At 57.8% G+C, this 17,854-nt stretch carries 16 protein-coding genes; 11 read left to right on the top strand and 5 right to left on the bottom strand.

The genetic code is table 11. The features are described 5' to 3' along the window. Window positions 1–102: 102 nt before the first annotated feature. The 7 genes from srlA to gutQ all read left to right on the top strand — a co-directional run bounded on the left by srlA (window position 103) and on the right by gutQ (window position 5,107). Entirely contained in the window at window positions 103–666 is a 564-nt protein-coding gene (srlA, locus tag QVF11_RS15800) for a PTS glucitol/sorbitol transporter subunit IIC (protein ID WP_004104818.1), read from the top strand. Beyond that, window positions 663–1,640 carry a PTS glucitol/sorbitol transporter subunit IIB gene (gene srlE, locus QVF11_RS15795; protein WP_112213764.1) on the top strand — a complete coding sequence of 326 codons (978 nt, stop codon included), beginning with the start codon at window positions 663–665 and terminating at the stop codon, window positions 1,638–1,640. The genes srlA and srlE overlap by 4 nt, the downstream gene beginning before the upstream one ends. Before the next feature lie 13 nt (window positions 1,641–1,653). After that, on the top strand, window positions 1,654–2,016 hold the full coding sequence (gene srlB, locus QVF11_RS15790) for a PTS glucitol/sorbitol transporter subunit IIA (RefSeq protein WP_287858153.1): 363 nt from the start codon (window positions 1,654–1,656) through the stop codon (window positions 2,014–2,016). 17 nt (window positions 2,017–2,033) lie between these two features. After that, complete coding sequence (srlD, locus tag QVF11_RS15785; RefSeq protein WP_139539484.1) at window positions 2,034–2,813, top strand: sorbitol-6-phosphate dehydrogenase; 780 nt, start codon at window positions 2,034–2,036, stop codon at window positions 2,811–2,813. A 134-nt stretch (window positions 2,814–2,947) separates the two neighbouring features. After that, window positions 2,948–3,307, top strand: coding sequence for a transcriptional regulator GutM (gene gutM, locus QVF11_RS15780; RefSeq protein WP_112213767.1), 360 nt, complete (start codon window positions 2,948–2,950; stop codon window positions 3,305–3,307). 68 nt (window positions 3,308–3,375) lie between these two features. Then, window positions 3,376–4,149 (top strand): glucitol operon DNA-binding transcriptional repressor SrlR, encoded by a 774-nt coding sequence (srlR, locus tag QVF11_RS15775; protein ID WP_112213768.1) that lies wholly within the window; start codon window positions 3,376–3,378, stop codon window positions 4,147–4,149. Beyond that, window positions 4,142–5,107 (top strand): arabinose-5-phosphate isomerase GutQ, encoded by a 966-nt coding sequence (gene gutQ / locus QVF11_RS15770; protein WP_139539486.1) that lies wholly within the window; start codon window positions 4,142–4,144, stop codon window positions 5,105–5,107. Before srlR ends, gutQ begins: the two co-directional genes overlap by 8 nt. On the opposite strand, the gene norR is transcribed toward gutQ, so the two are convergent. Continuing rightward, a complete protein-coding gene (gene norR, locus QVF11_RS15765) occupies window positions 5,070–6,614 on the bottom strand; it encodes a nitric oxide reductase transcriptional regulator NorR (RefSeq protein WP_287858149.1) in 1,545 nt (514 codons plus the stop codon). The two genes, gutQ and norR, sit on opposite strands and share 38 nt — an antisense overlap. Before the next feature lie 188 nt (window positions 6,615–6,802). Here norR and norV point away from each other — a divergent pair, with 188 nt between their 5' ends. Together norV and norW are read left to right on the top strand one after the other, a co-directional pair. Continuing rightward, window positions 6,803–8,248, top strand: coding sequence for an anaerobic nitric oxide reductase flavorubredoxin (gene norV / locus QVF11_RS15760; protein ID WP_287858147.1), 1,446 nt, complete (start codon window positions 6,803–6,805; stop codon window positions 8,246–8,248). Beyond that, on the top strand, window positions 8,245–9,378 hold the full coding sequence (norW, locus tag QVF11_RS15755) for an NADH:flavorubredoxin reductase NorW (protein ID WP_287858146.1): 1,134 nt from the start codon (window positions 8,245–8,247) through the stop codon (window positions 9,376–9,378). Before norV ends, norW begins: the two co-directional genes overlap by 4 nt. 121 nt (window positions 9,379–9,499) lie before the next feature. Here norW and QVF11_RS15750 read toward each other — a convergent pair whose 3' ends face one another. The 4 genes from QVF11_RS15750 to QVF11_RS15735 all read right to left on the bottom strand — a co-directional run bounded on the left by QVF11_RS15750 (window position 9,500) and on the right by QVF11_RS15735 (window position 14,432). Continuing rightward, entirely contained in the window at window positions 9,500–10,513 is a 1,014-nt protein-coding gene (locus QVF11_RS15750) for a HoxN/HupN/NixA family nickel/cobalt transporter (protein ID WP_287858145.1), read from the bottom strand. 11 nt (window positions 10,514–10,524) lie between these two features. Then, window positions 10,525–12,744, bottom strand: coding sequence for a carbamoyltransferase HypF (gene hypF / locus QVF11_RS15745; protein ID WP_287858144.1), 2,220 nt, complete (start codon window positions 12,742–12,744; stop codon window positions 10,525–10,527). 12 nt (window positions 12,745–12,756) lie between these two features. Continuing rightward, window positions 12,757–13,284: an electron transport protein HydN gene (hydN, locus tag QVF11_RS15740; protein ID WP_112213775.1), complete on the bottom strand. Its 528-nt coding sequence runs from the start codon at window positions 13,282–13,284 to the stop codon at window positions 12,757–12,759. A gap of 134 nt (window positions 13,285–13,418) precedes the next feature. Continuing rightward, window positions 13,419–14,432, bottom strand: a complete 1,014-nt coding sequence (locus QVF11_RS15735; RefSeq protein ID WP_287858142.1) for a LacI family DNA-binding transcriptional regulator — start codon at window positions 14,430–14,432, stop codon at window positions 13,419–13,421. Between the two features lie 254 nt (window positions 14,433–14,686). Between QVF11_RS15735 and ascF the strand changes: the two genes are divergently transcribed. Next, entirely contained in the window at window positions 14,687–16,129 is a 1,443-nt protein-coding gene (gene ascF, locus QVF11_RS15730) for a PTS cellobiose/arbutin/salicin transporter subunit IIBC (protein WP_287858141.1), read from the top strand. Between the two features lie 26 nt (window positions 16,130–16,155). Next, a complete protein-coding gene (locus tag QVF11_RS15725) occupies window positions 16,156–17,580 on the top strand; it encodes a 6-phospho-beta-glucosidase (protein ID WP_287858140.1) in 1,425 nt (474 codons plus the stop codon). The last annotated feature ends 274 nt before the right edge of the window (window positions 17,581–17,854 follow it).

Raw genomic sequence — 17,854 nt, 5'->3', positions numbered from 1 at the left:
TTATCTTTCATTTTGCGATCAAATTAACACTTTTAAATCTTTCAAAATGATTAAAATTAGCCGCCAGTTAGCAAGAAAAATAACACGCTGAAGGAGAGAACAATGATTGAAGTCGTGACCCACGGTGCCGAATGGTTTATCGGCCTGTTCCAGAAGGGAGGCGAGGTGTTTACCGGTATGGTCACCGGGATCCTGCCTTTGCTGATCAGTCTGCTGGTGATCATGAACGCGCTGATCAACTTTATTGGTCAGCAGCGGATCGAAAAGCTGGCGCAACGCTGCGCCGGTAATCCGATCTCCCGCTACCTGCTGCTGCCCTGCATCGGCACCTTCGTTTTTTGTAACCCGATGACCCTGAGCCTTGGGCGCTTTATGCCCGAGAAATACAAACCAAGCTATTACGCGGCGGCCTCCTACAGCTGCCACTCAATGAACGGTCTGTTTCCGCACATCAACCCCGGCGAGCTCTTTGTCTATCTCGGGATCGCCAACGGGCTGACCACTCTCGGCCTGCCGTTAGGGCCGCTGGCGGTGAGCTATCTGCTGGTGGGCCTGGTAACTAACTTCTTCCGCGGCTGGGTGACCGACCTGACCACGTCGATTTTTGAGAAGAAAATGGCCATCCAACTTGAGCAGAAAGTCCATCTGTCAGGAGCAACATCATGACACGTATTCGTATTGAAAAAGGCACCGGTGGCTGGGGCGGCCCGCTCGAACTGGACGTAGTTGCCGGTAAAAAAATTGTCTATATCACCGCAGGCACCCGTCCGGCGATCGTCGATAAAATCGCGAGCCTCACCGGCTGGCAGGCGGTCGATGGCTTCAAAGAGGGCGAACCGCCGGAAGCGGAAATCGGCGTGGCGATTATCGACTGCGGCGGCACCCTGCGCTGCGGCATCTACCCAAAGCGTCGTATCCCGACCATTAATATCCACGCTACCGGCAAATCCGGGCCGCTGGCGCAGTACATCGTCGAGGATATTTACGTTTCCGGAGTTAAAAGCGAGAACATTCACGTCTTAACAGATAACGACTCCCCTGCTCCACAGGACACGCCAGCTCAACCGGCGGTCCGCGACTATGACACCAGCAAGAAGATAACCGAGCAGAGCGACGGCCTGCTGGCGAAGGTCGGCATGGGCATGGGTTCCGTAGTCGCGGTGCTGTTCCAGGCAGGTCGCGACACCATCGATACGGTGCTGAAAACCATCCTGCCGTTTATGGCCTTCGTTTCAGCGCTGATCGGCATCATCATGGCCTCCGGCGTCGGCGACTGGATTGCCCACGGTCTGGCGCCGCTTGCCAGCCATCCGCTGGGCCTCGTTACGCTGGCGCTTATCTGCTCCTTTCCGTTGCTGTCACCGTTCCTCGGCCCTGGCGCGGTTATCGCCCAGGTTATCGGCGTACTGATTGGCGTGCAGATTGGTCTTGGCAATATTCCACCACATCTCGCCCTGCCCGCACTGTTTGCCATTAACGCCCAGGCCGCCTGCGACTTTATCCCGGTTGGTCTGTCTTTGGCCGAAGCGCGACAGGACACCGTGCGCGTCGGCGTCCCGTCGGTGCTGGTGAGCCGCTTCCTGACCGGCGCGCCAACGGTGCTGATCGCCTGGTTTGTTTCCGGATTTATTTACCAATAAGAGGTTCCTGAAGATGACCGTGATTTACCAGACCACCATTACGCGTATCGGTGCCAGTGCGACGATGGCGCTGGAAGACCAGATGCTGATCACCTTCCGCGAAGGGGCCCCGGCCGACATCGAAGAGTATTGCTTTATTCACAACCACGGCGAGCTATCCGGCCCGCTGGTCCCGGGCGCAGAGCTTCAGCTTGGCGAACAGCGCTATCCAGTGACCGCCGTCGGCGACGTTGCCGAGCAGAACCTGCGCGAGCTCGGCCATATCACGCTGCGTTTTGATGGTCACAGCGAAGCGGAATTCCCCGGAACCGTCCACGTGGCGGGCCCGGTGCCGGAAGCCATCACCACCGGCTGCGTACTGAAATTTGTTGCTTAAGTTGTAAGGAGAAAATTATGAATCAGGTTGCTGTTGTCATCGGTGGGGGACAAACCTTAGGGGAGTTTCTATGTCGCGGCCTTGCTGCAGAGGGCTATCGCGTGGCGGTTGTCGACATCCAGAGCGATAAAGCGACTCGCGTCGCGCAGGCCATTAATGCTGAATACGGCGAAGGAACGGCCTACGGCTTTGGCGCAGACGCCACCAGCGAAGCCAGCGTCGTCGCCCTCGCCCGCGGCGTTGACGAAATATTTTCTCGCGCAGACCTGTTGGTCTACAGCGCCGGGATCGCCAAAGCGGCCTTTATCAGCGATTTTGCCTTGGGCGATTTCGACCGCTCGCTGCAGGTTAATCTGGTGGGCTACTTCCTCTGCGCCCGCGAGTTTTCCCGCTTGATGATCCGCGACGGTATTAAAGGACGCATCATCCAGATCAACTCGAAATCCGGCAAAGTGGGGAGCAAGCACAACTCCGGCTATAGCGCGGCGAAATTTGGCGGAGTGGGGCTGACGCAGTCTCTGGCATTAGATCTCGCGGAGTACGGTATCACCGTCCATTCGCTGATGCTGGGCAACCTGCTGAAGTCGCCGATGTTCCAGTCGCTGCTGCCGCAGTACGCCACCAAGCTGGGGATTGCCGAGAACGAAGTTGAACAGTATTACGTCGATAAAGTTCCGCTCAAGCGCGGTTGCGATTATCAGGATGTGCTCAACGTGCTGATGTTTTACGCCAGCCCGCAGGCTTCGTACTGCACCGGGCAGTCCATCAACGTCACCGGCGGGCAGGTGATGTTTTAAAACGTTGCGCGCTGTTTTCCCGGAGGCGATGCTGCGCATCTGTCCGGGCTACCGATTATGCAGCTGTCTGGTAGCCCGGACAGGCGCAACGCGCCGCCTCCGGGGGAATATCGCACGCACCTTAAGGAGATTTTATGGTTACCGCACTCATCACCGTCGCCGCCATCGCCTGGATAACCCAGCTCGCCTTTGGCGGCTGGCAAATCCGCCAGTTCAACCGCGCCTTCGACCAGCTATGCCAGCAGGGCCGGGTTGGCGTAGGTCGCTCCTCGGGCCGTTTTAAACCGCGCGCCGTCGTCGCCATCGCCGTCGACGAGCATGATCGCATTCGCGATACGCTGTTAATGAAAGGTCTCACCGTCTTCGCCAGACCACAAAAAATTCCCGCTCTCAACGGCAAACATCTCGAGGAATTGCAACCTGATGTGATCTTTCCCAATGATCCGCTCTGTCAGAATGCACTATTATTAGCGCTTAATCCGAAACATGGATAATTTCGTTGTGAAAGTTAATATCTTGCGAAATTATCACTTCGAAACTTTAAACGCAGGATACAACGCCTATGAAACCACGTCAGCGCCAGGCAGCCATTCTCGAGCACCTGCAATCGCAGGGTAAATGTTCGGTCGAAGAGCTGGCGCAACACTTCGACACCACCGGTACCACCATCCGCAAGGATCTGGTCATCCTTGAGAATGCCGGTACCGTTATCCGCACCTACGGCGGCGTGGTGTTAAATAAAGACGAGGCCGACCCGCCCATCGACCACAAGACGCTGATCAACACCCATAAAAAAGAGCGAATTGCCGAAGTTGCGGTGGGCTTTATTCACGATGGCGACTCGATCATTCTTGACGCCGGCAGTACGGTGCTGCAAATGGTGCCGATGCTCAGCCGCTTCAATAACATCACCGTGATGACCAACAGCCTGCATATCGTCAACGCCCTCTCCGAGCTGGATAATGAACAAACTATCCTGATGCCTGGTGGTACCTTCCGTAAAAAATCGGCTTCCTTTCATGGCCAGCTGGCGGAAAACGCCTTCGAGCACTTCAGCTTCGATAAACTGTTTATGGGAACCGACGGGATTGATTTAATCGCTGGCGTCACCACCTTTAATGAGGTTTATACGGTCAGCAAAGCGATGTGCAATGCCGCCCGCGAGGTTATCCTGATGGCCGACTCATCGAAGTTTGGCCGCAAAAGTCCCAATATCGTCTGCGGTCTGGAGAGCGTGGACAAACTGATTACCGATGCCGATATCAGCCAGGAATTCAAGCAAGCGCTGGAAGAAAAAGGCATCGAGGTCATTATTACTGGAGAACATCATGAGTAACTTTCTGTTAGAAGCCGGACGCCAGACCCTGATGCTGGAGCTTCAGGAGGCGAGCCGCCTGCCTGAACGCCTGGGCGACGACTTCATCCGCGCGGCGGAAATCATCATTCACTGCGAGGGAAAACTGGTGGTCTCCGGGATCGGTAAATCAGGTCATATTGGCAAAAAACTGGCCGCCACCTTCGCCAGCACCGGCACTCCGGCATTTTTCGTTCATCCGGCGGAGGCGCTGCACGGCGACCTTGGGATGCTCGATAGCCGCGACGTGATGCTGTTTATCTCCTACTCCGGCAGCGCTAAAGAGCTGGATCTCATTGTCCCGCGCCTGGAAGAAAAATCCATTCCGCTGTTGGCAATGACCGGGAAATCCAAATCTCCGTTGGCATTGGCGGCTAAAGCGGTACTTGATATCGCCGTAGAACGCGAAGCCTGCCCAATGCACCTCGCGCCGACCTCCAGCACCGTTAACACCCTGATGCTCGGCGACGCGCTGGCGATGGCGGTGATGCAGGCTCGCGGCTTTAATGAAGAAGATTTTGCCCGCTCGCATCCGGCTGGGGCGCTGGGCGCACGACTGCTGAACAAAGTTCACCATCTCATGCGCCGCGATGGCGACGTGCCGCGCGTGGATGTTGATACCAGCGTGATGGACGCGATGCTCGAACTCAGCCGCACCGGCCTGGGGCTGGTGGCAGTCTGCGATGAGCACAATCACGTCCAGGGCGTGTTTACCGACGGCGACCTGCGCCGCTGGCTGGTAGGCGGCGGCAGTTTGCAAGATGTCGTCAGCCAGGCAATGACCCGCAACGGCGTAACCTTGCAAGCAGAAAGCCGCGCGGTAGAAGCCAAAGAGCGCCTGATGAAGCACAAAATCAGCGCCGCGCCGGTGGTCGATGACAACGGTCAACTAGTCGGCGCAATTAACCTGCAGAACTTTTATCAGGCCGGGATCCTTTAAGCCCGAGACGCTTCGCCAGCCGATGCAGGTTGGCGACGTCGAGATCCAGCGCGCGGGCGGCAGCGGCCCAGTTGCGATTGTTATCCGCCAGCGCTCTGGCAATCGCTTCGCGCTGGAAGGCTTCCGTCGCCTCGCGTAAATTCACCACTTCCACCACCGGCTGCGGGCTTACGTCAGGCAGACCCGGCGCTTCCGTGGCAAACTGAAAATGCGGTGGCTCCAGTACGACTTCGTTACCCGCCTGAGTTGCCCGCGCCAGAACTACCGCCCGATGAATGGCATGCTCCAGCTCGCGCACGTTACCCGACCATGACCACGCCAGCAGTCTGGCGCGCGTCGCGTCGCTTAAAATCACCTGCGACAGCCCCATACGTAAACGACACTGCTCACAGAAATAGCCCGCCAGCAGCACGACGTCATTTTCCCGCTCGCGCAGCGCCGGAACCGACAGCGGGAACACGCTCAGACGATGGTAAAGGTCGGCACGAAAACGCCCTTCCACCACCTCCTGACGCAGGTCGCGGTTGGTCGCAGCCAGCACCCGTACATCAACCCGCAGGCTGCGGTCATCGCCGACGCGCTGAATATCGCCATACTGCAGCACCCGCAGTAGCTTGGCCTGCAGCGCCAGCGACAGCTCGCCAATTTCATCAAGGAACAGCGTCCCGTTGTCCGCCATTTCAAACTTGCCGCTACGGTTGCTTATCGCTCCGGTAAATGCCCCTTTAACATGGCCAAACAGCTCGCTCTCCGCCACGCTCTCCGGCAAAGCCGCGCAGTTAAGGTAGATCAACGGATTGGCCGCCCGCGGCGACCCCTGATGCACCGCCTTCGCCACCAGCTCTTTGCCGGTGCCGGTTTCGCCACTAATCAGGACGTTAAGGTCGGAAGCCGCGACGATATCGATCTCTTTTTTCAGCTGTAAAATCGGTGCCGACAGGCCGATTATCTCCTGACGCTCGGACGCCGGGTAAGCGATAGCCTGCTCCGGAAGCACGTTTTGATTCTCCAGTCGGGCGATCAGCAGCGCGTTATTCAACGCCCCGGCCACCAGAGCGGCAATCAGGCGCAGCTCCTCATCGCTAAAGCTGTCAAAGCGGTCCGCATCCATGCCGTCGAGGGTGAGCGCGCCAATCAGGGTTTGCCCGGCAAATAGCGGCAGTCCGACGCAGGCATGCACCTTCAGGCTCTCCTGACCGGGGATCAGTCCATCATAGGGGTCCGGCAGGTCGCTGTCTGCCGGGAACCGCACCACGTCCCCGGCGCGAGCAATCGCCTCCAGCCGTGGGTGACCTTCAAGGGCGAAGCGCCGCCCAAGTACATCCTGCGCCAGGCCATCAATCGCCAGCGGCACAAACTGATGCGCTTCGTAGCGCAGCAGCGCCGAAGCATCGCAGCCGAGAATCTGCCGCAGGGTGGTAATCAGGCGCGAGAAACGGTCGGCATGACCGAGATCGCTTTGTAAATCAATGGCGATTTTCGCCAGGGCCTCGACGGAGAAACTCATTGTCGCCTCATAGTCATTTTGACAATAAAGATAGTCATAACGACTATTTTAACCATTGTCATTTTGACATCAATAAATTTATCTAAAAACATTAAAACCTTAAAATTCAATACATTAAAAAATTGGCACGTAACTTGATATAAGCAAAACATCTTATTTGAAACAACGTTGAATTAATTGAGGTTGCTATGTCTATTCTGGTTAAAAATAACATTCATTGGGTTGGCCAACGTGACTGGGAAGTACGTGATTTTCACGGAACCGAATACAAAACGCTGCGCGGCAGCAGCTACAACAGCTATCTCATCCGCGAAGAAAAAAATGTGCTGATCGATACCGTCGATCATAAATTCAGCCGCGAGTTCGTACAGAACCTGCGCGGTGAAATCGACCTCGCTGACATCGACTACATCATCATTAACCACGCTGAAGAAGATCATGCCGGTGCGCTGAGCGAGTTGATGGCGCAGATCCCGGACACCCCAATCTACTGCACCGCCAACGCCATCGACTCCATCACCGGCCACCACCATCACCCGGAGTGGAACTTTAACGTAGTGAAAACCGGCGACAGCCTGGATATCGGTAACGGCAAACAGCTGATTTTTGTGGAAACCCCGATGCTGCACTGGCCGGACAGCATGATGACCTACATGACCGGCGATGCGGTACTGTTCAGTAACGATGCCTTTGGCCAGCACTACTGCGATGAACGTCTGTTCAACGACGAAGTGGACCAGACCGAACTGTTCGAGCAATGCCAGCGTTACTACGCCAACATCCTGACCCCGTTCAGCCGCCTGGTGACGCCGAAAATCACCGAAATTCTCGGCTTCAATCTGCCCGTCGACATGATTGCCACCTCCCACGGCGTGGTATGGCGTGAAAATCCAACCCAGATCGTTGAGCTGTACCTGAAATGGGCGGCGGACTATCAGGAAGACCGTATCACCATTTTCTACGACACCATGTCCAATAACACCCGCATGATGGCGGATGCGATTGGCCAGGGCATCAACGAAGTTGACCCGAACGTGGCGGTGAAAATCTTTAACGTCGCCCGTAGCGATAAAAACGAAATCCTGACCAACGTATTCCGCTCCAAAGGCGTGCTGGTCGGCACCTCCACCATGAACAACGTGATGATGCCGAAAATCGCCGGGCTGGTGGAAGAGATGACCGGCCTGCGTTTTCGTAATAAACACGCCAGCGCCTTTGGCTCCCACGGCTGGAGCGGCGGCGCGGTTGACCGTCTCTCTACCCGTTTACAGGATGCCGGTTTTGAAATGTCCCTGAGCCTGAAGGCCAAATGGCGTCCGGACCTCGACGCGCTGGAAATTTGCCGTCAGCACGGTCGCGAAATTGCTCGTCAATGGGCGCGGGTTCCGCTGCCGGTTCGCCAGGAGAAAAAAGCCGCGCCGCAAGCAACGTCATGCGCAGCGGCGGCCACCGTCGATCTCGGTCCTAAAATGCAGTGCAGCGTGTGTCAGTGGATTTACGATCCAGAAACAGGCGAGCCGAACCAGGACGTCCAGCCGGGTACGCCGTGGAGCGAAGTCCCGGATAACTTCCTCTGCCCGGAATGCTCGCTGGGTAAAGACGTGTTTGATGTTCTGGCATCGGAGGCAAAATGAGTGATGGCATCGTCATCATCGGCTCGGGCTTCGCGGCCCGTCAGCTGGTGAAAAATATCCGTAAGCAGGACCCGCAAATCCCGCTGACCCTGATCGCCGCCGACAGTATGGATGAGTACAACAAACCGGACCTCAGCCATGTGGTCAGACGTGGTCAGAAGGCCGACGATCTAACCCTGCAAACGGCGGGAGAGTTTGCCGAGCAGTACAATTTGCGCCTGTTCCCGCATACCTGGGTGAGCGATATCGACGCCGAGAATCAGGTAGTGAAAAACCAGGACCGTGAGTGGCGCTATGACAAACTGGTGTTGGCTACCGGCGCGACGCCGTTTATTCCGTCGGTACCGGGACGCGAGCTAATGCTGACCCTCAACAGCCAGCGTGAGTATGGCGCAGCGCAGAGCCAGTTGCATGACGCCAGACGCGTACTGATCGTTGGCGGCGGGTTGATTGGCTGCGAGCTGGCGATGGATTTCTGCCGCGCCGGGAAAGCGGTGACGGTGGTGGATAACTCCGCCAGCGTGCTGTCGGCGCTGATGCCGCCGGAGGCCAGCAGCCGCCTGCAGCATCGTCTGACCGATATGGGCGTGCACCTGATGCTGAAATCTCAACTGGAAAGCCTGGAGCAAAACGCCGACGGCATTCGCGTCACCCTCGACCGTCAGCGCACGGTGACCGTTGATGCGGTGGTCGCTGCCGCCGGCCTGCGCCCGGAAACGGCGCTGGCGCGGCATGCGGGTCTGGAGATTAATCGCGGCGTGGTGGTGAACAGCCAGCTGCAAACCAGCCATCCGGCAATTTACGCTCTCGGCGACTGCGCGGAAATCAACGGCATGGTGTTGCCGTTCCTGCAACCGATTCTGCTGAGCGCTATGTGCCTCGGTAAAAATCTGCTGACCCAGCAGGGTGAGCTGAAGCTGCCGCCGATGCTGGTGAAGGTCAAAACGCCGGATTTACCGCTGCATCTGGCGGGCGATACCCAACGCGAGGATCTGACGTGGAATATCGTTGCCGCCAAAGACGGACTGGTGGCGAAAGGCGTGGATGCCGAAAACCAGCTGCGCGCCTTTGTGGTTAGCGAGGATCGAATGAAAGACGCCTTTGCGCTGCTCAAGCAGTTGGTGAGTTAGCCTGTATGAACTGACGTTATCCCCGGAGGCGGTGCGTTGCGCCTGTCCGGGCTACCAGACAGCCACATAATCGGTAGCCCGGACAGATGCGCAGCATCGCCTCCGGGACGATCTCCCCAACCTACCGCGCCAGGTTATCGTACCCGCGCCAGCGGTAGTTAAGCACCGACAGCACCCAGCAGGCAACAAACAGCCCCACCACCACAAAACCGGCGTTGCCAAGATTGTCGTTCAATGCCCCAACCCATCGCCAGACCCCGCCGCTCAGGGAAAACTTATCCATCAACAGCCCCAGCGCTTCCAGCCCACCAATAAACAGCGCCACCACCACCGAGGTACCGGTAATGGTCATATTGTAATAAAGCTTGCGCTGCGGCTTGCTGAATGCCCAGCCGTAAGCGCCGACCATCAGCACATTATCAAGCGTATCCACCAGCGCCATGCCGCTGGCGAACAGCGCCGGAAAAACCATAATCGACCAGATCGACATCCCGCTCGACGCGCTGGCGGCGGAAATGCCCAGTACGCCGATTTCCGTCGCCGTATCAAAGCCGAGGCCAAACAGAAAGCCCACCAGATACATCTGCCAGCTGCGGCTTATCAGGCGGAAGGTTTTACCAAACAGCCAGCTCATCATGCCGCCGCTGGTCGCCACCTCATCGCTCACCTTTTCGCCCTGCTTCCACGCCTGAAAGCTGCGCCAGACGCTGCGCAGAATAACCAGGTTGATAAACGCCATCGCCAGCAAAAATAGCGCCGACACGGCGGTGCCAATAACGCTGCCGGTATCGTGAAACCAACTCATCTGCTGACCAAATGCGGTAGCCGTAGCGGCAATCGCCGCCGAAGCCAGTACCACAATCGATGAGTGGCCCAGCGAAAACCATGCGCCAACGCCGAAAGGCCGTCGCCCCTGCTGCATCATTTTGCGGGTCACGTTGTCAATTGCCGCAATATGATCGGCATCCACCGCATGGCGCAGGCCGTAACCCCAGGCCAGCAGGCTGGCGGCCATCAGCGCGCCGCTACCGCCAAACGCGGCAAACGCCCAGCCCCAGGCCAGCAAATTGGCCACAACCAGCCCCATCACCAGCGCCGCTGCACGCGGCTGCTGGCGTAAAATCGTCACTATCATGTCGGAGTCCTTTAAGCCTGCAGGCGGGCCGCAGCGATAACCGCCTGGCCGAGGGCTATCGCGCCATCGCCAGCGGGCAGTTGCTGCGGAAAGAGCAGAGTAAAATCGGCCAGATAAAAGGTCAATCGCGCCACCAACAGCCGGTTATGCAGCACCCCGCCGCCAAAGGCCAGGGCATGAATATCCCGCGCGCTCGCGCAACCACGCACCATCGCCGCCAAGCCGCAGGCCAGCGCATCATGAAAAGCCCAGGCTTTTTGCGCCGGATTGGCCTGCCAGCCGAGCCACAGTCGCCAGAACATCGCCAGGTCCAGCTCGCCGTCGCGCCACGGTAACGTCACCGGGTGATCAACGCTTTCGCAGGTTGCCGCCAGCGCCTCCAGCCGACAGGCCGCTTCGCCCTCATAGCTCAGAGTTAGCGGCGCACAACCTAAAGCGCAGGCGACGGCGTCAAACAGACGTCCGCACGACGACGCTTTAGGCGCATTAATACCGCGCTCAATGGCCCGCGCCAGCAGTGGCCAGTTTTGCTGACGCAGCGCGGCGGTTTTGGCATAGTTCTGCCAGTCAGGCACAAACGCCAGGCAGTGAGCGAGCAGATTGCGCCACGGCTGACGCGCAGCAAGGTCACCGCCGGGCAGCGCCACCGCGGGCAAGCCGCCAAGCCGTTCACATTCGCGATAGTTAACCCGCAGGCACTCGCCGCCCCATAGCTCGTCGTTTTCACCCATTCCGATGCCGTCGAGCGTCAGGGCGATTACGTCGCCGCCGTCCAGCGGCCAGCGATGTTCAGCCAGGCAGGCGGCAGCGTGGGCATGATGATGTAAAACGCGCTCCACCGGCAGCGCCAGCGACGCCGCCCACTGCGAAGCGCGATAGCCGGGATGGGCATCAACCACCACCCGCTGCGGCGTAAAAACGTAGATTTCCTGCATCAAATGCAGCGCCTGTCGCCACTGCCCTTCTACGCCTTCTTCACTCAGGTCGCCAAAATGCTGACTGAGCACCGCTTCATCGCCGCGCAGCAGGCAGAAGGTATTTTTCATATCCGCGCCGAGGGCCAGCAGCGGCGGTACGTCGTGGAATCCCGGCGGCAGCTGCAGCGCGTCCGGCACATAGCCGCGAGCACGGCGCAGCATCTCGCCGCTTTGCCGCACCACGGAATCGTCCATCCGCTGCACAATCTCGCGGTTATGCAGCAGAAAACCGTCGGCAATCCCGGCGAGATCTGCCAGCGCCTGATCGTTAGTGAGCGCAGGCGGACGGCCGCTAAGATTGCCAGAGGTCATCACTAAGGGGCGCGCCAGCGCCTGCGAAAGTAAATGCTGCAATGGATTAGACGGCAGCATCCCCCCTACTTCCGCAAGCCCTGGCGCAATTTGGTCGCACAGGCCAGCAACCTGCGTTTTGTCCAGCAGCACGATCGGCGCGGCGGGAGAGGTCAGCAGCTTAAGCGCCTGTTCGGGCAGTCCCGTAGCCGTCGGCAGCATTACCGCCAGCGGTTTTGCCGGGCGATGCTTGCGTGACCGCAACGTCGCCACCGCATCAAGATTTCCGGCATCGCACACCAGATGAAAACCGCCCAGCCCCTTTACCGCCACGATGTCACCCGCCATCAGACGGGAAATTGCCGTTTCTAACGCCGCGTCACCAAACAGATTACCCGCATCTCCACGCCATTCCAGCTGTGGCCCACATTCAGCGCAGGCAACCGGCTGAGCGTGAAAACGGCGATCGGCAGGATTACCGTACTCCGCCGCACAGGACGGACAAAGAGGAAACGGAGACATGGAGGTCAGCGGGCGGTCATAAGGCATGGCGCGAATAATGGTAAAACGCGGCCCGCAGTGGGTGCAGTTGATAAACGGATAGCGGTAGCGGCGTTCCTGCGGGTCATTCATCTCCGCAAGACATGCCGGACAGGTCGCGGCATCGGGTACAATCTGCGTACGCATGCTCCCGGTCCCGCTTTGACGGATGGTGAAACCCGACGGCGCGATGGCCCAGGCAAACGGCTGAGCTTGCGTGCTGTCGATCCGCGCCAACGGCGGGCAGCGCTGGGTTAAAGCGGCGAGGAACGCCGCATCACCGCCACCAAGCCGCACCAGTACGCCGTCGCCGTCGTTGCATACGTCGCCGCATAGCCCCAGCTCCTGCGCCAGCTGCCAGACAAAGGGGCGGAACCCCACCCCCTGCACTTTACCGCGAATGCGTATTTGCACCCCGTTCATCGCGCGGTCAAATTACCAGGCCAGCGCCGTACGGCGGCGTTTTTCGATATTCATCTGTTCGAGCTTGTTGCGATCGACGCACACCAGCGCGTGGGTCGGACAGGCCTCCATACAGGCCGGACCCGCTTCGCGATGATGACAGAGGTCGCACTTGTTGGCTTCCGCTTTTTCCGCCATCACGTTCAGCCCCGCGCCGCTGTGGCGGATAACCGGACGCACGACCACTTCCATCGCGCCATACGGGCAGGCCACCACGCAGGTTTTGCAGCCAATGCAGCGCTCCTGCATCACGTGGACAAAACCCTTTTCGCGGCTGATTGCGCCGTTCGGGCAGACGTTAGCGCACGGCGCGTCTTCGCACTGACGACAGGCGGTGGCCGTCGACACATTGACGCCTTTAATCACGTGAATACGCGGTAAAAAGTTTTTTGGCGTCAGCGCCGCGCAGTCCTGATGTTCCTGATGAGAGACCACGCAGGCTACTTCACAGGTGCGGCAGCCGATGCATTTGCTCGCGTCGGCGATAATGAAACGGTTCATCCATTTCTCCAGCTGTAAGAAGGTGATGTGCCGGAGTATGCATAATACGTTCCAATTTTTATTGCATTGATAATAAAGGGAATAAATAACAGGAATACTGTCATCGTCACAACTGACGATGACAGATGACGACGTCAGGCATGCGGGCCGGGAACCATTGAGTCGCGTTCAATCAGCTCACCGGGGAAGGTTTGCTGATATTTTAAATCACCGCCGTCGAGCATAAAAATCAGCCGGTTGATACTCTCTTTGATCATCTCCGTGACCGGCACTTTGACGCTGGAGAGCGCCGGAACCATATAGGGCGCCAGCACGATATCGTCAAAACCCACCACCGATACCTGCTCTGGCACTTTTACGCCAAGCTGATGCAACTGCTTCATCGCACCGATCGCCATATCGTCGTTACTCGCCACCAGCGCGCTATAGCGGACATTGCGCTGGCGCAGCGTCTTCACCCCGGCAGCCCCGGTTTCCGGCGTCCACCTTCCTTCAACAATCAAATCATTATTCAGGCCGATGCCGTGGCGAGACAATGCATCTTTATAGCCCGAAAGACGCTCAACGCCGGTTGGCGAATCCAGCGAACCGGTAATAAAGGCGATATCACGATGGCCCAGCGCGATGAGCTTTTCCACAGCCATCATCGCCGAGGCCTTTTGATCGGACCAGACGCAGTGGCTGGCGTTACGGCGCAGGCGACGGTTAAGCACCATAATCGGCTGCTCATGGCTCTCAATAATCTCATCCATCTCATCAACGCTGAGAAAACGCGGGTAGATGATAATCGCGTCGCAGCGCAGGTCGAGCAGATACTGAATCGCCTCGCGCTCTTCCTCCGCGCTGTGCTTACCGTCAGCGAGGATCAACTGCCGCCCTTTGTCTTCGGTCATCCGCGCTACGTGATAGAGCAACTCGCTGAAGTAGACGCCGTGATAAAGGGTGTTGGTCACCACCAGCCCGAGGGTCTGCGTCTTTTTGGTCGCCAGGTTGCGCGCCAGCAGATTCGGCCGATAGCCGCTTTCAGCCACCGCCTGGAACACGCGGTCTTTGGTCTCCTGACTGACATAGCCGTTCCCCGACAGCACCCGCGAAACGGTGGCCTTCGACACTCCTGCACGCTTCGCGACCTCCAGCATTGTTGCCATGTGGTTATTCCTGTTGCCAATGTTGCCCGCAGTGTACTGCACGCGCGACGGTTTTTCAGCATTTGCACACATCTCTCCCCGTGCTGACAAAGCGATCAAAATCACAAAATTAAGATCTTATTTTTTTATATCTTGTAACCACAAATGAAACTATTGATGATTGTGTGGAACCGGTTTCCTATGTATGCATGATACCGCTCCGTTTACGGCGCGATGACAAGCCAGTACCCCATTGATAAACAGGATAAAATCCGATGTCTAAAAATTATGCAGCCCTGGCGCAGCAGATCATCACGGCGATAGGTGGCGTAGATAACGTCGCCGCCGTTACTCACTGTATGACGCGCCTGCGTTTCGTGGTCAAAGACAGCGAGCAGGTCGATAGCGCCACCTTGAAAGGGTTAAAAGGCGTACTCGGCGTGGTGCGTAGCGACAACCAGTGTCAGGTGATCATCGGTAATACCGTCTCCCAGGCGTATCGCGAGGTGGTGGCCCTGCTGCCGGGGGATCTGCGCCCTGCCGAACCACAGGGGAAACCGCCTATCACCTTAAAACGCATCGGAGCGGGGATCCTTGACGCGCTGATCGGCACCATGTCACCGCTGATCCCGGCGATTATCGGCGGATCGATGGTTAAGCTGCTGGCGATGATCCTGGAGATGACCGGCGTGCTGCCCAAAGGGGCGCCAACGCTAACCATTCTGACGGTTATTGGCGACGGCGCATTCTTCTTCCTGCCGCTGATGGTGGCGGCTTCCGCGGCGGTGAAATTCAAAACCAATATGTCGCTGGCGATTGCAATTGCCGGGGTACTGGTGCACCCGAGCTTTATCGAGCTGATGGCGAAAGCCGCCCAGGGCGAACATGTTGAGTTCGCCTTGATTCCGGTGACGGCGGTAAAATACACCTATACCGTGATCCCGGCGCTGGTGATGACCTGGTGCCTATCGTATATCGAACGCTGGGTCGACCGAATCACCCCGGCGGTGACGAAAAACTTCCTTAAACCCATGCTGATCGTACTGATTGCAGCCCCGCTGTCGATTCTGCTGATTGGCCCGCTCGGCATCTGGATTGGTAGCGCCATTTCCGCGCTGGTTTATACCATTCATAGCTATCTGGGCTGGCTGTCGGTGGCGATTATGGGCGCCCTGTGGCCGCTGCTGGTGATGACTGGGATGCACCGCGTCTTTACCCCGACTATCATTCAGACCATTGCCGAAACCGGTAAAGAGGGCATGGTCATGCCGTCTGAAATCGGCGCCAACCTGTCGCTGGGCGGATCATCGCTGGCGGTGGCGTGGAAAACCAAAAACCCGGAGCTGCGCCAGACGGCGCTGGCGGCCGCCGCTTCCGCCATTCTGGCGGGGATTTCCGAACCCGCGCTGTACGGCGTGGCGGTGCGCCTGAAGCGACCGCTGATTGCCAGCCTGATCAGCGGCTTTATCTGCGGCGCGGTGGCCGGGATTGCTGGACTTGCCAGCCACTCGATGGCAGCACCGGGCCTGTTTACCAGCGTCCAGTTCTTCGACCCGGCTAATCCGATGACTATCGTCTGGGTCTTTGGCGTCATGGCGCTGGCGGTAGTGCTGTCGTTTATCCTTACGCTGCTGCTCGGCTTTGAAGATATTCCGGTTGAAGAGGCTGCTGCTGACGCCAGACAGCGCCAGGCTACGGCTCAAACATCACACGCCTGAACACAATTTTGATAATGAGGTAACGCATGGCGACTTTTCCACAGGGATTTTTATGGGGTGGCGCACTGGCCGCCAACCAGTCCGAAGGGGCATATCTGGAGGGTGGTAAAGGGCTGACTACCGTCGATACTATTCCCCACGGCGCTCACCGCCTGCCGGTCAAGCTGGGGCTGGAGAAGCGTTTTGAGCTACGCGACGATGAATTTTACCCGAGCCACGAGGCCATCGATTTTTATCATCGTTATAAAGAAGATATCGCCCTGATGGCGGAGATGGGTTTTAGCGTGTTTCGCACCTCTATCGCCTGGAGCCGCCTGTTTCCGAAAGGTGATGAACTGGAACCAAATCAGGAAGGGATCGCCTTCTACCGTTCGCTGTTCGAGGAGTGCAAAAAGCACAATATCGAGCCGCTGGTCACGCTGTGCCATTTCGACGTACCGATGCATCTGGTGACGGAATACGGCTCCTGGCGCAATCGTAAAATGGTGGAATTTTTCACCCGCTACGCCCGCACCTGCTTTGAAGCTTTTGATGGTTTAGTGAAATACTGGCTCACCTTCAATGAAATCAACATTATGCTGCATAGCCCGTTCTCCGGAGCCGGACTGGTGTTTGAAGAGGGCGAGAATCAGGATCAGGTGAAATACCAGGCCGCGCATCATGAACTGATAGCCAGCGCCTTAGCCACCAAAATCGCCCATGAGGTAAACCCGCAAAATCAGGTCGGCTGTATGCTGGCGGGCGGCAATTTCTACCCTTACTCCTGTAAGCCAGAAGACGTGTGGATGGCGCTGGAGAAAGATCGCGAAAATCTGTTCTTTATCGACGTCCAGGCGCGCGGCGCATACCCGGTATGGGCTGCGCGGGTATTCCGCGAAAAAGGCGTGACGGTTGTGAAAGAAGCGGGTGATGATGAAATCCTACAAAATACCGTTGATTTCGTCTCTTTTAGCTACTACGCCTCGCGTTGCGCCTCGGCGGAGATGAACGCCAACAACACCAATGCCGCCAATATCGTTAAGTCGCTGAAGAACCCGCATATTCAGGCCAGCGAATGGGGCTGGGGTATCGACCCACTCGGCCTGCGCATCACCATGAATATGATGTATGACCGCTATCAGAAGCCGCTGTTCCTGGTGGAGAACGGCCTCGGCGCGCGCGATGAGATTGACGCCAACGGCGAGATTAACGACGACTATCGCATTAGCTATCTGCGCGAGCATATTAAAGCGATGGGCGACGCCATCGAAGACGGCATTCCGGTGATGGGTTACACCAGTTGGGGCTGCATCGACCTGGTATCCGCTTCTACCGGTGAGATGAGCAAACGCTACGGCTTTGTCTACGTTGACCGCGACGACGCAGGCCACGGCACGCTGGCGCGTAAGCGCAAAAAATCGTTCTGGTGGTATAAAAAGGTGATTGCCAGCAACGGAGAAGATTTGGCGTAGTTTGCTCCGCAGGCTGAGGGAGCCTCAGCCTCACCAACACCTGCAACACGGAAATTTTCCCGGCTCGCGCTGCGCTTGTTCATCAACGCCTGCAAGCCGGTAGCCTGGACAGATACACCAAGCACCGCCTCCGGGAAAATTATTGACCTCTGATTACCTCCCCGGGGGCGGCGCAAAGCGCCTGCCCGGGCTACGAGCCCACCTCCGCCCGCGGACCGGTAGCCTGGACAGATACACCAAGCACCGCCTCCGGGAAAATTATTGGCCTCTGATT

The sequence above is a fragment of the Klebsiella sp. genome, from assembly GCF_027492335.1.
In the GTDB taxonomy this organism is placed as follows: Bacteria; Pseudomonadota; Gammaproteobacteria; order Enterobacterales; family Enterobacteriaceae; genus Klebsiella; species Klebsiella huaxiensis.
The sequence above is the reverse complement of the archived record's forward strand: the minus strand, read 5'-3'. Positions and strand labels throughout refer to the sequence as shown.

Coding starts and splice junctions, on each gene's coding strand:
- srlA (WP_004104818.1), top strand. CDS start 103: ATGATTGAAGTCGTGACCCACGGTGCCGAATGGTTTATCGGCCTGTTC.
- srlE (WP_112213764.1), top strand. CDS start 663: ATGACACGTATTCGTATTGAAAAAGGCACCGGTGGCTGGGGCGGCCCG.
- srlB (WP_287858153.1), top strand. CDS start 1,654: ATGACCGTGATTTACCAGACCACCATTACGCGTATCGGTGCCAGTGCG.
- srlD (WP_139539484.1), top strand. CDS start 2,034: ATGAATCAGGTTGCTGTTGTCATCGGTGGGGGACAAACCTTAGGGGAG.
- gutM (WP_112213767.1), top strand. CDS start 2,948: ATGGTTACCGCACTCATCACCGTCGCCGCCATCGCCTGGATAACCCAG.
- srlR (WP_112213768.1), top strand. CDS start 3,376: ATGAAACCACGTCAGCGCCAGGCAGCCATTCTCGAGCACCTGCAATCG.
- gutQ (WP_139539486.1), top strand. CDS start 4,142: ATGAGTAACTTTCTGTTAGAAGCCGGACGCCAGACCCTGATGCTGGAG.
- norR (WP_287858149.1), bottom strand. CDS start 6,614: ATGAGTTTCTCCGTCGAGGCCCTGGCGAAAATCGCCATTGATTTACAA.
- norV (WP_287858147.1), top strand. CDS start 6,803: ATGTCTATTCTGGTTAAAAATAACATTCATTGGGTTGGCCAACGTGAC.
- norW (WP_287858146.1), top strand. CDS start 8,245: ATGAGTGATGGCATCGTCATCATCGGCTCGGGCTTCGCGGCCCGTCAG.
- QVF11_RS15750 (WP_287858145.1), bottom strand. CDS start 10,513: ATGATAGTGACGATTTTACGCCAGCAGCCGCGTGCAGCGGCGCTGGTG.
- hypF (WP_287858144.1), bottom strand. CDS start 12,744: ATGAACGGGGTGCAAATACGCATTCGCGGTAAAGTGCAGGGGGTGGGG.
- hydN (WP_112213775.1), bottom strand. CDS start 13,284: ATGAACCGTTTCATTATCGCCGACGCGAGCAAATGCATCGGCTGCCGC.
- QVF11_RS15735 (WP_287858142.1), bottom strand. CDS start 14,432: ATGGCAACAATGCTGGAGGTCGCGAAGCGTGCAGGAGTGTCGAAGGCC.
- ascF (WP_287858141.1), top strand. CDS start 14,687: ATGTCTAAAAATTATGCAGCCCTGGCGCAGCAGATCATCACGGCGATA.
- QVF11_RS15725 (WP_287858140.1), top strand. CDS start 16,156: ATGGCGACTTTTCCACAGGGATTTTTATGGGGTGGCGCACTGGCCGCC.